The organism is Planococcus sp. CPCC 101016, from assembly GCF_007859295.1.
Classification (GTDB): domain Bacteria; phylum Bacillota; class Bacilli; order Bacillales_A; family Planococcaceae; genus Planococcus.
Window position 1 is genome coordinate 125,036 of sequence record NZ_VOHB01000003.1, and the last position, 13,092, is coordinate 138,127.

Genomic DNA, 13,092 nt, shown 5'->3' on the forward strand with positions numbered 1-13,092 from the left:
ATTCTGTTCTAGCATCACTTCCAAAGGTATTGTTCTAAAACTCAAGAGCAAAATAGTTTTAAAAAAGAGCTTCGCCTATCTAGTTAAAATGACATAACCGTAGTAATCTATAAGTAGCAGATGCTTTAGCTTTTACAATGCTTAAACTAACAGCAAGCAATATTTATCTGATGTATATAGAAAATATTCAGGATTCACTAAACACAAGGAGTGATACTAGTGAACCCCAGTCCAAAGTCCATTTTTCTACTTTTAGCTGCAGCCGTTCTTTTGCTTACTGGATGCACCATCGACAATGTTACAGTCGCTGAAGAACAGCCCCTTGCCCTCTACGAAGATCGAAAACTTCCTGTTGCTACATCTCCTTTGGAATTGACCATGACCCATTCAGCGTCAGTGTCTGCTGTTGGAGACATTTTGATCCATGATCGTGTATATAGAGATGCGCAAGTTTCAACTGGCTACGATTTTGATCCCATGTTAAAAAACGTAATGCCATTTTTGGAAAGTGCAGATATCACTATCGCTAATTCCGAAAGCCTAATTGGCGGAAGCGAAATCGGCCTCTCTTCCTATCCAAACTTCAACAGCCCTTATGAAGTAGGCGATGCGCTGAAAAATGCGGGTGTAGATGTGGTGTCATTAGCAAATAATCATACGTTGGACCGAGGCCTGATAGCCGTAGAAAATGCCATACGCTACTGGAACCGGATAGAAATGGTCCATACCGGCTCTTATTTATCTGCCGAAGATCGTGCAGAAGTAACTTTAATGACCCGGAATGGGATCACCTTTTCTTTTTTGTCCTATACGTACGGAACAAACGGTATACAAACACCGGCCGGAAAAGACTACTTGGTTAACCGCATCGATCCTTTACTTATTCAGCAGGATTTAAAGCGTGCCAAAGAATTATCCGACGTGGTCGTATTGAGCCTCCATTTCGGAGAAGAATACAAAAAGATGCCGAACGCAGAACAGATTGAACTTGCCCGTTTTTCTGCTGAGAATGGCGCTGATATCATCTTAGGCCATCACCCCCATGTGCTGCAGCCGCCTGAATGGATTGAGACGGCAGATGGCCGTAAAGCATTCGTCATTTATTCACTTGGAAATTTCCTTTCCGGACAAAACGAATTGGATCGCCAAATTGGCGCAATCCTTCATTTGGATATCGAAAAAGAGGTGACAGCCGATTCGAGTACCATAACCCTAAAGAATCCAGCTTTTACAACAACATTTGTTAACAGTTCGAATAACGCAGAGTACCGCGTAAATTTACTGAAGGACATAGATTCTGCTTTAAATGCTGCCACTAAAGCACACCTCTCTACTTGGATAAGTGATCTCCAGTTCATCGAGTAAAATGTTCCAGCAGGAAAGGTTTAGCCCCCTCTTCTATTCGGGTAATTGATATTATCCTTAAAGAAGGTGAAGGTGGAATGAATATGCGAATCTCCTGCATGGGCAGCCTGCTTATTTCAATCATTCTCTCGATTGTCTTAACGATTCTGTTGAATCTGTTGTTTTTCTAGATAATAAGACACACCCGCTATACTAAGCAGCTAGCAGGTGTGTCTTATTCAATCCCGTCGAATTTCTTCCGCCAACTCCCTAAGTCCTTCTTGGAAAACGTGTTCGTTTCCTGCAAGTTGCTTCACTGTTGCACTTGGCATGTTTTCCATGTATTTTTCCAGATGGCTGAAAGGCACGATTTCATCTTTGATGCTATGAAAAAGGACAACCTCTGGCAAAAGCGAGTTTCGGGAAACAAAATCATCCGCCAACGCAAAATCCTCTTTTTCCCAATCTGCATCAATGCCCCAAAAAGGTGCCGCAATCGTGATGACTTTGGCAAACGACTTTCCCAGCTCTTCTTCTGATAGGAACTTCAATAAAGCCGAACCTCCAATGGAATGACCAACCAATACGGCTCCATCTTCCAAAGAAGCAACCTCTTTTTTCAATACTTTTTTCCATTCTGCATATTGTGGATTTTTCGGATCCGGCATTTTTGGAGCAATCACCTGGTAAGCATTTCCTAATTCATCTTGCAGGTACTGCTGCAATCCCGTACTACCCTGATTTTCCTCTTGAGGACCGGCACTGTGAATGAACAACACTTGCTGCATTGCAGCCGCCTCCTTTTAATCTATCCTAAGTCTGTTTGCTGAAGCCAGAAACAGAATATCGATAAAAACATTTTCACTTACTATTTCTCCGTTATTTTGATTTTCAAACATACTCTTTCTGTGACAATGCTGATAAACTATTCGTAACTGAGCTGATCGACAACAAAGAAGGCTGGGTTTACACATTAACTTGTCTTAAGGCCTACCTGGAATGTGGAGCTAATATAAGTACAGCACTCGTCAAGTAAGAGGAGGGAATCTAATGGAGAAAAAAACAAATGGCATTGAGCCAGATTTCCCCAAAAACATCGGCAAGCCTGCACAACGTGCACTATTGTCTGCGGGCTACCACCAGCTCCAGGATCTGACGTCAGCCACTGAAAAGGAGTTGCTTGACTTGCATGGTTTCGGACCAAAAGCGTTGGGAATTCTGCGAAAGGCTCTTGCTGAGCAAGGATTGCATTTTAAAGTTTAGGAACCGCCTCCCCAAATCAGCTTCAGGGAGGCTTTTATGATTAGCCCGAACAATCTGTCCAGAAAAAAAGGAGTGCATTTCTCTAAAATCGCATCCTGCTATCTACAACATAGGACCTATGGAAATTTTCGAAATTTCTTTTTATTCCTGATTCATTTATACTGAGAATACAGTAAGGTTTTTTCAATTCCGTTTGTGAAATTTTAAAAGTGATAAACACTGGGAGGAGAGATTGGAATGTCCCGCCAGTCCTATCGGAAAGAAAAAAATCAATTGGTTTATACGCAGCAGCATCTCGCTAATGAACGTACTTATCTGGCGTGGATCCGTACTGTCATTTCAATTGTCGGAGTCGGCTTTCTGGCAACCAGTCTCCATTTTACGATGGGCGTTACCCGCAATCCATTTGTGGATGTCTTTACTGTTGCACTTGGTATTTTTGCCTGTATTTTTGGGCTTACTGTCATTTTTTCGGCAACACAAAACTACAAAAAGAAGAGACAGCAAATTATAAATGAAACATTTACTCCATCCAATATGCACATCACATTAATTTCCTCGATGCTGGCAGTCATGATCATCATGGTCATCATTTACTTTTTTATGATTATGTAATGCTCCCATCCCTCAATAGATTTACTACAAAGGAGTACACGCTATGGATCCGTTAGATATTCTTGAAAACTTACATAATGTAAAACCTGCTTTTCAACCGATCATCAGTGCGGTCAAGCATAACGTCATCGGCTATGAAGTTTTGGGACGCTTCCGCTCCGAAGGTGATTGGATCAGTTTGGGCGATTTTTTTCATGACAACGATGTTCCTGATGAATACAAAGTCGAAGTCGATCAGCATTTGCTGAAACTGGCCATACGCCAAATGCTTGATTCAGGTAATGGCGGCCTACTGTTCATTAATCGTAATGCCAAGCAATTGCTGATCAACAGCGGAGAAGATTTTTTGGAAACCTTGAAGATCTTTTCGGAACAAGGTTTCTCTATGAACCGGATTGTCTTGGAAATTACTGAACACGACTTTGATGAAGATTTCGATGTTCTGCAGCATTTGCTGCTCTACTATAAAACTTATGGCCTTCAGATAGCCGTAGATCATGTAGGTGCAAAAAGCTCCAATATTGATCGCATTCGCCAACTTCGGCCTCATATTTTAAAAATAGATACCAGTTTTGTTCGAAATGCCAATCCTGAGGTATTTCAGGATGTCATCCAAACCGTTTCCGTGCTGGCAAGAAGGATTGGTGCTAAGCTTTCCTATGAAAATATTGAAGACAATTACCAATTGTATTTTGCTTGGAAGCATGGGGGCCATTATTATCAAGGGTATTACTTGGCAAAACCCGGATTCGAGCTGCCGCTAGATGATTGTATTCCGATTGATGTGGGCGAAAAAATCAACATCTTTGTTCAACGTGAAAAATTAAGGGTAGAGGCCCGTTTTGCTTTTACAGCCGCTCGGGAAGAAAAAGTGAAGAAATTGATTTCCAAATGGCATGGTCCTGAGACAGCTGACCAATTTATCGAAGCTGTGGCTGAGTCGTTTTCGGACGAGAGTTTCCGCTTATATATTTGCAATAGCGATGGGCAGCAAGTCTCCTCCAACTTCAGAAAACATGGCAGCCATTGGGTGATAGAATCGGATCAAATTGGTTCTCATTGGGCATTCCGTCCCTTTTTCCTTGAAAACACCATGCAAATGAAAACTTGGCATAAAGGGATTTTATCAGATAGCTATTCAGACATCGAAACAGGTGAAATGATCCGTACATTCAGCTATCCATTATCAGAGGATTGTTACTTGTTTATCGATATCAGCGGTGATTTTATTTCTGAAACGGATTACCTTCTGTTCCAGTAAACGCTGCCCCATTCAAGGTTTAGCTAGAGTTGAGTCATTATGAAAAATTGCTCAGCAGTTTGTTAACTTTTAAGAAAGAAGGAGAAAAGATATGGCACAGTCTTTACAGAATTCACTGGAGCTGCAAATATTTTTTGACACTAATAGTAAAGATTTTGAAGAAAGCCTGTTGAATGAGGCGGTTAATGTTAAAGACAAGATCGAAGAAATTCTATCAATCGGCAACATCGATTTAGTGACAAATGCACACAAGCTTGTCATTTATATTATTGACGGACAAGAGAAAGAATTGAAGCTGTTTGCGAAGCAAGAAGGAATGGCATGGGCCACACATTCTATTGAACTTACATTTAAACTTGAATGGGTACAGGCCATTCGCCGTACATTTTGGAAATACCTCGAAAAGTTCTGTGAATCCGTTTCACGGGATAAAGCCATGAATTTTTTTCGCTTGGAGAAAGAAGTCAACACACGGATCGATTTATTTTTAAATGCTTTTTTTCTCAGCTACTCTACATATAAGGATTCCTTGCTCAAGGCGCATCAGCAATTGGTGGAAAATCTTTCGGTCCCTATTATTCCAATCAATAACTCTGTCTGTATTTTGCCATTGATTGGTGCTGTCGATGATCAAAGGTCTTCTATTATTGAAGAGAAAGTATTGACCGAAATTGGCAATACCCATATACAGACGCTAATTATTGACTTATCGGGAATCGCCTCCATGGAGCCCGAAGTCATCCAGCATTTAATGAAAATCAGTGAAGGTACAGCCTTAATGGGATGCAGCACAGTCATTACAGGTTTGCGCGCAGAAGTCGTCCGCCAGATGATTCACTCCAACATGCATTTTGATGAAAAAACAAAAACTTTGGGTACGTTGCAGCAAGCATTGAAAGAATACTTAAAGTACTAACCCGCCGTAGACGAACGGCACGAAAAAATTTTTATCACCACAAAAAAACCACTTCTTTTGAAAGCGATGCTCTCAAAAGAAGTGGTTTTTATTAGACCGGATTTTTCATGAAGTTATCATCTTTCCTGAAATTCCCCATGACTTCCATGGTTTCACTGATGCTGACAAAAGCATTCGGGTCGATGTTTTTTATTAGAGGACGGACAAATGCCAGCTCGTGGCGGCTGATTACGCTATATAAAACTTTTACTTTGGCAGCTGAATAAGCACCTTCGCCATCCACCACGGTAATACCACGGTAGAGTTTATCAAGCAATTCATTTTTGACTGCATCGCCTTGATTGGTTACCACCATCAAGCTAAGTTTAATGTGACGCGTATGGACCCGGTCAATTACCAATCCACTGATATAGATGGAAGCCATCGTATACATCGCCAATTCCCATGAAAAGATAAAACCGGATACAAAGACTACCGCACTGTTGAGCGCAAATACAAGTGCCCCCAACGGAATATCCCGTTTCCTAGACAACAAAAGGCCAATGACATCAAATCCTCCGGTCGAACTATAAAAGCGGATGATGATGCCGATTGCCGCTCCTGAAATCACTCCACCAAACACCGAAGAAAGAAGCGCGTCTTCCGTCAACTTGACGACGGGAATATACAGCATCGAAATCGATGTAACGACGACAGAAAAAAGGCTATTGGCAATGAAGGTCTTGCCCAGTTTCATCCAGCCGAGAATAAGAATCGGGATATTGAGGATAATCATCCAAAGCCCCGCATTCAAAGGGGTCACCAATCCGAGCATCATCGCAATACCGGTCACTCCGCCCGCCAATACTTCGTGGGGCAATAAAAACATATTAAACGCAAATCCCAAAACAATCGAAGAAACAAAAACAAGAATTAATCTCGTCCATTTATTCATAACCAAACTCCAATCTTAAGGCTAACCCTTAATCACTTATTTTGTTCAAGCCACAAAAAAAGGCCGTGCAGATGCACGTCACCTTAAGAGCATTTATTTTTGTGTAATTTTACTTTTAATAATAACTACAGGAAAAAGATAAATTGTTCTTTTTATAGTGAACCAATGTTTCATATTATAGTGGCTTGAGGCAAGAAAAAGCAAGTGTTTCTTCTTAAGTTCACAGCGTGTTCGCAAATAGAAAAAGAGACCCGGAATCGTTATTTCCGGAATCTCCTGGTCCTCATTCTTCTTCCAAACGGCGAATTGCTTCTTCTAGCTCTTCTTTTTCTTCCCCTGTAATTTCCGGATATTGCGGATCGATCTGCTGCAGCGTTTTGAGCATTACTTCCGATACAATGTAACGTGAGTACCATTCGTCATCAGCAGGAAGCGCATACCACGGTGCATATTCTGTTGATGTGTTATTTAGTATATCTTCAAAGATTTCTTGGTAGCCATCCCAATGCTGGCGCTCTTTTACGTCATTAAAGGAAAATTCCCAGTTTTTCTCCGGATTTTTCATTCGTTCAAGCAACCGGCTGCGCTGTTCATCAAACGACATATTGAAAAAAAACTTCACTATTGGAAACCCGTTTTCCGCCATATAGCGTTCAAAATCATTGATTTGGCGATAACGTACATTCCAAATATCGCCGTTGATCAATTCATCTGGAAGGGGTGTCTCTCCAAGTAAGTCGTGGACTCGAGGGGCAATCACTTCTTCATAATAAGAGCGATTCAAAATTCCGATTTGTCCTCTGGCAGGCAGACCTTCCTTGAATCGCCATAAATAATCATGAGCAAGATCCGTTTCAGATGGTTTCTTAAACGAAGTCACCTTGAGTCCCTGTGCTGTTAAATTCGAGAAGATGTACGTGATGGCTTCATCTTTTCCGGCTGCATCCATGGCCTGCAATACGACGATAATCCCTTTCTCTTCTTGAGCATGCAGCTTCATATGCAGCTCTTTCAGCTTTTTGACGCTTTCAGGAATCAATGTGTCTTTCAGTTCTTGTTCACTGTATTTGTCATTCTCGGTCGAGGGATAATTGGAAAGTTTTATTTTTTCATTTTTCTTAACTAAGTATTTGTCGGTATCCATGTTCATCCTCCTTCGTACATTTCAACAACGTAAATCGCGTGTTCTACTCTTTTACATACCCAGCAAGAGCGAAAACCTAACAGGCTAATGAAAAACCGCGATTCCCGTGAGATCGCGGTTTTTCAGCAAGCTATTTCGTTTCATCTTCAACTGAAATTTGCCAATCGATTCCGAATTTGTCGGTTAAGTTGCCGTACAGTGGACTCCAGAAAGTTTTTTGCAGCTCCATGATGACTTTGCCGCCTTCAGAAAGCTTATTGAAAATGCCTCTCGCTTCTTCAATGTCATCGTACAGCACAGTTATTGAGACATTATTGCCTTTTTGAAACGGCATCCCCATTCCTGGAGGAACATCCGAAATCATCAAGGTATTGCCGTTATTAAAATTGATTTGCGCGTTCATCACCATATCTTTCGCTTCTTCCGGCATTTCTCCTCCACCCATATCAGGTGCTTCCCCATAAGTCGCTATTCCAACTAGATCACCACCCAGCACATCGGTGTAAAAATGCGTCGCTTCCTGGCCATTCCCATCAAAATTCAAATACGGAAACATTTTTGTAATCATCATTGCCCTTCTTTCCGGTAATGTATTTTCATTTACCTTGCTGAAGTTCTGTCAGATAGGCCTCCAGTCGGTCATAAGTTTGAGCCATTCCTTCAACAGCCTGCATATCAATTACTTTCTGGAGCTCCTCCTCAGAATCGAATTTCGTTGAGGAAACGACTTTACAGCCTGTTCCTTCGGATGAAAATTCTGTCGTAATCAGCATTGTGGGCATCTCCTCGACTTCATTTTCATCCTCATCGGAAAAAGAATCCGTGTATACAAGGCGATCGGGTGGATCAACTTCATGGTAAATAGATTTCCCCCAGGATTCCTGACCTTCAGGCGAACGCATGCAATAATGCCAAACTCCGTTGGGTTTTACTTCCATTCTTTTTACAGACGTATCCCAGCCGGTTGGGCCCCACCAATGCACAATATGTTCGGGTTCTGTGTACGTTGAAAAGACCAGCTCTTTAGGCGCGTCAAACGACCGTTCCATGAACAGTTCCAAACCCTCAACTTTCGAAGTGATTTTATTCGCAGACATCATACATCCTCTCCACTCTTTATAAAATGCAACCGGCTAGAAGCTAGAAACAAATGCTGTTTTCTCCTTTCCATTTAATAATTCCGCTTTTCTAGAACTTTATGATGATTCGTGAAGAATCGCCTTTTGCCAATATATCGAACCCTTTATTTACTTCATCCAAGGTGATGAAGTCTGTAATCAATTTATCTACAGGAAGGCGGTCTTCTTGAAACAGATTCATGTAACGTGGAATATCCCGGCTTGGGACGCAGCTTCCCAGATACGAGCCTTTGATTGTTCGTTCTTCGGCAGTCAACGATAAGTAGGGAAATGAAAATTGGTGTTCCGGATGTGGCAAGCCGGTAGTAACTGTGGTTCCACCGCGCTTGGTAATGCCATAAGCAACCTCCATTGCGGGCACAACACCTGCAGTTTCAAAAGCATAATCCAGGCCGCCGTCTGTCGCTTTGCGAATCTGCTCCACCACGTCCGAATCTTTGGAATTGAAAACATCCGTAGCCCCTAATTCCTTCGCCTGCTTCAATTTGTTTTCATTGATATCCACTGCCACGATACGGCTGGCACCAGCCGCAATGGCGCCGAGCAAAGCACTAAGGCCCACTCCGCCAAGTCCTACAATTGCAACCGTACTGCCGAGTTTGATTCCGGCCGTATTAACGACAGCCCCAACCCCTGTGATAACTGCACAGCCAAACAGTGCTGCTTTTTCAAAAGGGATGTCTTTATTCACTTTGACGACTGAATTTCTGGAGACCACGGCGTAATCTGAAAAAGCGGAGACTCCTACATGATGATTGACGGTTTCCGTTTCTGTATGAAGACGATTTCCGCCACCCAGTAAGGTACCAGCCGTATTAGAGGCAGCTCCCGGTTCGCATAGAGCTGGACGCCCTTCCCGGCACGGACCGCATTGTCCGCAGCTTGGAACAAACACACAGGCGATGTGGTCGCCCGGCTCCAAATCGGTCACCCCTTCGCCCACTTCCATGATTATGCCGGCAGCCTCATGACCCAGAGCCATAGGTAAAGGCCGCGGCCGGCTGCCATTCATTACCGATAAATCGGAATGGCATAGACTCGCTGCTTTTATCTGGATCAATACTTCCCCTTTTTCCGGCGAATCCAACTCCAATGTTTCAACTTGAATCGGCTGGCTTTCTTCGTAAGGAGTTGCAGCCCCAATTTCACGTAATACCGCTGATCTCACTTGCATATTCCCACCCTCTCCTCAAATCAAATTTTCAAAACTCAATGCAATTTGATGCCTATAAATTTCACATCCGTCATTTCTTCAATGGCATAGGTAACGCCTTCTTTTCCAGTGCCGCTGCTTTTCACCCCGCCATAAGGTATGTGATCATAACGACGGACCGATACTTCGTTAATCCAGACACCTCCTGTTTCAAGTGCATCCGCCATCCGCATGGCCCGGTTGATATCAGCTGTGAAAACACCTGCCTGCAAGCCGAAATCTGAATTATTGGCATGATCCACTGCTTCTTCTTCCGTAGTGAACGGCATGACACTGACTATAGGCGCAAACACCTCCGCACAAACCACCTTCATGTCAGGTGTCACATCACTGATAATTGTAGGCTCCATTAAAGTTCCCTGACGATTTCCGCCAGCTGATAAAGTTGCACCTTGTTCGATTGCTTCTTTGACCCACGACTCTGCCCGTTTGGCTGCTTCCTGTGTAATCATTGGTCCCATATCGGTTGCTTCGTCGAGTGGATCACCTGTTTTAAGCGCTTTCACTTTCGCAGTCAGCTTTTCAAGAAAAGCTTGATAGACCGTTTCCTGGACGTAAATCCGCTGAGCGGAAACACAGGCTTGGCCAGCATACGTAAAGCCGCCGATTACAATGGCATTGACTGCAACATCCAGATCAGCGTCTTCAAAGATGATATTCGGTGCGTTAGAGCCTAACTCCAATGTAACTTTTTTCCGTTTAGCCATCTCTTGTATTTTCCATCCCACAGCGCTGCTGCCGGTAAACGTTACCCGTTTAACTTTGGGATGGGTCACCAAGGTTTCCACCAGTTCTTGTCCAGGACCCATAACAATGTTGAACACCCCTTTTGGCAATCCGGCTTTCTCAAAAATTCGGTAAAGAAGGACCGGTGTAAGCGGCGTCTTCTCCGCCGGCTTTAAAACGACGGTGTTGCCTGCTGCAATCGCCGGAGCAATTTTATGAAGAACCAGGTTCAAGGGGAAATTAAAAGGTGTGATGGCTGCCACCACGCCAAGAGAAACACGTTTTGACATGCCGATTTGATTTTCTCCACCGATGGCGCTGTCCAATGGAATCAATTCTCCATAGATCGATTTGGCGCCTTCTGAAGCAAACCGCAATACTTGGACTGCCCGCGCAACTTCTACACGGCTTTCCTTTATTGGCTTACCCGCTTCCAAAGACAATAGATGTGCAAATTCATCAGCTTCAATTTCCAGCAGGTCGGCTGTTTTCCGTAAAATTTCAGCACGCTTATGCGCCGGCATCTTCTTCATGGTTTTTGTATAGACACGATGTGCACTGGCCACTGCTTCTGCTGCATCTTCCGGTGTCGCACATGAAATTTTGCCAATGACTTCATTTGTGAAGGGATTGTGCACTTCAATTTCATCGCGACCTTCTTTAGATAGCTCTTTGCCATCAATAATAGAAACGAAATGGTATTTTCCGATTTCAATCATTCCAGGTGCTCCTCCTTTTTTCGATTTAGAAACCCGTTCTCCCTAAAATTCTTTGCATTCTTTTAAAGCTTCATTACTTAATATAGTATGCCCTTTTGAATAATTGTCAATATTCTGTCAATAACAAACTAAAAAGGACAGTAAAAAAACCTTTCTTCGGCTGCCCAAAGAAAGGTTCTTCTGTACGATTGGTTGAAAAGTTAGTCAAGCTGCTTCAAAATTGGCGAGACGCCATCGTCTGTCATCAAAAAACCATGGCAGTCCAACAGCACTTTCTTTAATGAAGCGGAAACACGCGGTGCATCATAAGCGCAAACCGAAATTGCTTTTGTTTGTGGAATAAGCTTGTTTATTGCGCTTTCATATTCCTGGATATCATTGGTGATTTTCAGTTCATCTCGCCATTCGATATGGCCCCACGTACGAAAGTTCAATTCTTCTTCCATAAAAGGTGTTACCAAATCGGAGAAATAAGCCAGAATAGTTGGTGGATGGAAGTTTCCGTTCCGCCAGTAAAATGTAAAATTATTTACATAATGGATATTTTGCAGCCGGTCTTCTGAAACCAGTTCTTTCACACGCTGCAGAATTTTTGGATAAAGACGCTCGCTCTCAACAAAAAGAACTTGATCGCCCTTCTCGATGCCCGAAACGATATACGCAACAGCGTTATCAATATAGCGATCCATTTCGCTCACATAATAACAGATATGGGCACCTTTAGTTGTCTCTAAAATTTCTTGAATGTCCATGATTTCTTTTTCCAAATCATTTATCCCCTTTAACCAGAAAGTTGTTCGCCATTCAAAATGTCTTTTTCACTTTATCTACTATACACAAAAATCCGGTTAAAAGATAATGCAAAGCTTCCTTATCCCTTCGACAGCGTAACTGCCGCTTCACCTCATGACACTGCCGCCTGAAATTTTAACCGACTCGCCCACAATATTCCCGGCAGCATCCGTCAGTAAAAATGCGATTGTATTTGCCACTTCCTTAGCTGTCGATAAACGGCCTGAAGGAATATCCTGTTCGGCTTTCACCAATTCTTCTTCGAAACTGGTATGGTTTCTTTGTGCTTTGTTTCGAAGGCTGTTTCTTGCCATTTCCGTATCTACATAACCCGGACATACTGCGTTGACCCGGATACCATGCTCAATAGCTTCCACTGCCATCGACTGTGTCCACCCAACAACCGCAAACTTGCTTGCAGAGTAAGCCGTATTGCCATAGGTTCCACGCAAACCTGACAAAGAAGCCAAATTAACAATATCACCTTCTTCGTGTTCCAGCATTTTTCGGTATACTTCTTGAGTCAGCAGGAAGGTAGACATGAAATTGAGGTTCATCATTTCATTAATGAACGACTCATCAAGCTCCTCGACCAACTTGCCTCCTGAAACTCCGGCCGAATTTACTAATCCGTTAATAAAACCCAGTTTACTTTCAGCACGTTCAATTAACCGATTTCGATCATCTGCTTTTGTCAGATCCGCTTCTTGCACACAGAGTCTGTCTGCTGGTAGCTGGTCAAGCAGCTCTGCCTTTAATTTTTCCAACTTCTTCTTATTGCGCCCGGTAATGGTGATTCGCGCTCCCATATCAGCCAGGATACGAGCGGTCTCAATACCGATACCTCCCGTAGCACCGGTGATCAGGACGTGCTTATGCGCTAATGCCTCTTTTGAAAAAACAGTCATTTCAACGGCCTCCTTTTAAATATGCCTACTCTTTTCCCTTTTGATCCTGCTGGATAAACCTTGCTTGCCCTATCTTTCTATCAGAAGAATTTTGTACAGGTCCCGGATATGGCAGACA

At 42.9% G+C, this 13,092-nt stretch carries 14 protein-coding genes; 5 read left to right on the top strand and 9 right to left on the bottom strand.

Going from position 1 to position 13,092, the window contains the following annotated elements:
- The first annotated feature begins 219 nt into the window (after positions 1–219).
- Positions 220–1,365 (top strand): CapA family protein, encoded by a 1,146-nt coding sequence (locus FQV26_RS12695; protein WP_146557915.1) that lies wholly within the window; start codon positions 220–222, stop codon positions 1,363–1,365.
- Between the two features lie 218 nt (positions 1,366–1,583).
- On the opposite strand, the gene FQV26_RS12700 is transcribed toward FQV26_RS12695, so the two are convergent.
- Positions 1,584–2,132 (bottom strand): alpha/beta hydrolase, encoded by a 549-nt coding sequence (locus FQV26_RS12700; RefSeq protein ID WP_146557916.1) that lies wholly within the window; start codon positions 2,130–2,132, stop codon positions 1,584–1,586.
- 262 nt (positions 2,133–2,394) lie between these two features.
- Between FQV26_RS12700 and FQV26_RS12705 the strand changes: the two genes are divergently transcribed.
- The 4 genes from FQV26_RS12705 to FQV26_RS12720 all read left to right on the top strand — a co-directional run bounded on the left by FQV26_RS12705 (position 2,395) and on the right by FQV26_RS12720 (position 5,399).
- Entirely contained in the window at positions 2,395–2,607 is a 213-nt protein-coding gene (locus FQV26_RS12705) for a helix-hairpin-helix domain-containing protein (protein ID WP_146557917.1), read from the top strand.
- A gap of 237 nt (positions 2,608–2,844) precedes the next feature.
- Positions 2,845–3,222 (top strand): YidH family protein, encoded by a 378-nt coding sequence (locus tag FQV26_RS12710; protein ID WP_146557918.1) that lies wholly within the window; start codon positions 2,845–2,847, stop codon positions 3,220–3,222.
- Positions 3,223–3,265: 43 nt separating this feature from the next.
- Complete coding sequence (locus FQV26_RS12715) at positions 3,266–4,483, top strand: EAL domain-containing protein (RefSeq protein WP_146557919.1); 1,218 nt, start codon at positions 3,266–3,268, stop codon at positions 4,481–4,483.
- A gap of 91 nt (positions 4,484–4,574) precedes the next feature.
- Entirely contained in the window at positions 4,575–5,399 is an 825-nt protein-coding gene (locus tag FQV26_RS12720; protein ID WP_146557920.1) for an STAS domain-containing protein, read from the top strand.
- A 91-nt stretch (positions 5,400–5,490) separates the two neighbouring features.
- Here FQV26_RS12720 and FQV26_RS12725 read toward each other — a convergent pair whose 3' ends face one another.
- From FQV26_RS12725 to FQV26_RS12760, 8 genes are all read right to left on the bottom strand, one after another.
- Positions 5,491–6,333, bottom strand: a complete 843-nt coding sequence (locus FQV26_RS12725; protein ID WP_146557921.1) for a YitT family protein — start codon at positions 6,331–6,333, stop codon at positions 5,491–5,493.
- 283 nt (positions 6,334–6,616) lie between these two features.
- A complete protein-coding gene (locus FQV26_RS12730) occupies positions 6,617–7,477 on the bottom strand; it encodes a PPK2 family polyphosphate kinase (protein WP_146557922.1) in 861 nt (286 codons plus the stop codon).
- Positions 7,478–7,607: 130 nt separating this feature from the next.
- Positions 7,608–8,045 carry a VOC family protein gene (locus tag FQV26_RS12735; protein WP_146557923.1) on the bottom strand — a complete coding sequence of 146 codons (438 nt, stop codon included), beginning with the start codon at positions 8,043–8,045 and terminating at the stop codon, positions 7,608–7,610.
- 28 nt (positions 8,046–8,073) lie between these two features.
- Entirely contained in the window at positions 8,074–8,574 is a 501-nt protein-coding gene (locus FQV26_RS12740; RefSeq protein ID WP_186759913.1) for an SRPBCC domain-containing protein, read from the bottom strand.
- 91 nt (positions 8,575–8,665) lie between these two features.
- The gene (locus tag FQV26_RS12745; protein WP_146557925.1) at positions 8,666–9,790 is read right to left on the bottom strand and encodes a zinc-dependent alcohol dehydrogenase family protein; all 1,125 of its coding nucleotides are present in this window, start codon (positions 9,788–9,790) and stop codon (positions 8,666–8,668) included.
- Between the two features lie 35 nt (positions 9,791–9,825).
- The gene (locus tag FQV26_RS12750; RefSeq protein WP_146557926.1) at positions 9,826–11,274 is read right to left on the bottom strand and encodes an aldehyde dehydrogenase family protein; all 1,449 of its coding nucleotides are present in this window, start codon (positions 11,272–11,274) and stop codon (positions 9,826–9,828) included.
- 200 nt (positions 11,275–11,474) lie between these two features.
- The gene (locus tag FQV26_RS12755) at positions 11,475–12,041 is read right to left on the bottom strand and encodes an MEDS domain-containing protein (RefSeq protein WP_261384336.1); all 567 of its coding nucleotides are present in this window, start codon (positions 12,039–12,041) and stop codon (positions 11,475–11,477) included.
- Positions 12,042–12,173: 132 nt separating this feature from the next.
- Positions 12,174–12,974, bottom strand: coding sequence for an SDR family NAD(P)-dependent oxidoreductase (locus tag FQV26_RS12760; protein WP_146557927.1), 801 nt, complete (start codon positions 12,972–12,974; stop codon positions 12,174–12,176).
- Between the last annotated feature and the right edge of the window lie 118 nt (positions 12,975–13,092).

What these genes read in the sequence shown, in the direction of transcription:
- FQV26_RS12740 (WP_186759913.1), bottom strand. Translation starts at nt 8,574, where the DNA reads ATGTCTGCGAATAAAATCACTTCGAAAGTTGAGGGTTTGGAACTGTTC.
- FQV26_RS12715 (WP_146557919.1), top strand. Translation starts at nt 3,266, where the DNA reads ATGGATCCGTTAGATATTCTTGAAAACTTACATAATGTAAAACCTGCT.
- FQV26_RS12760 (WP_146557927.1), bottom strand. Translation starts at nt 12,974, where the DNA reads ATGACTGTTTTTTCAAAAGAGGCATTAGCGCATAAGCACGTCCTGATC.
- FQV26_RS12745 (WP_146557925.1), bottom strand. Translation starts at nt 9,790, where the DNA reads ATGCAAGTGAGATCAGCGGTATTACGTGAAATTGGGGCTGCAACTCCT.
- FQV26_RS12700 (WP_146557916.1), bottom strand. Translation starts at nt 2,132, where the DNA reads ATGCAGCAAGTGTTGTTCATTCACAGTGCCGGTCCTCAAGAGGAAAAT.
- FQV26_RS12750 (WP_146557926.1), bottom strand. Translation starts at nt 11,274, where the DNA reads ATGATTGAAATCGGAAAATACCATTTCGTTTCTATTATTGATGGCAAA.
- FQV26_RS12710 (WP_146557918.1), top strand. Translation starts at nt 2,845, where the DNA reads ATGTCCCGCCAGTCCTATCGGAAAGAAAAAAATCAATTGGTTTATACG.
- FQV26_RS12705 (WP_146557917.1), top strand. Translation starts at nt 2,395, where the DNA reads ATGGAGAAAAAAACAAATGGCATTGAGCCAGATTTCCCCAAAAACATC.
- FQV26_RS12730 (WP_146557922.1), bottom strand. Translation starts at nt 7,477, where the DNA reads ATGGATACCGACAAATACTTAGTTAAGAAAAATGAAAAAATAAAACTT.
- FQV26_RS12725 (WP_146557921.1), bottom strand. Translation starts at nt 6,333, where the DNA reads ATGAATAAATGGACGAGATTAATTCTTGTTTTTGTTTCTTCGATTGTT.
- FQV26_RS12720 (WP_146557920.1), top strand. Translation starts at nt 4,575, where the DNA reads ATGGCACAGTCTTTACAGAATTCACTGGAGCTGCAAATATTTTTTGAC.
- FQV26_RS12735 (WP_146557923.1), bottom strand. Translation starts at nt 8,045, where the DNA reads ATGATTACAAAAATGTTTCCGTATTTGAATTTTGATGGGAATGGCCAG.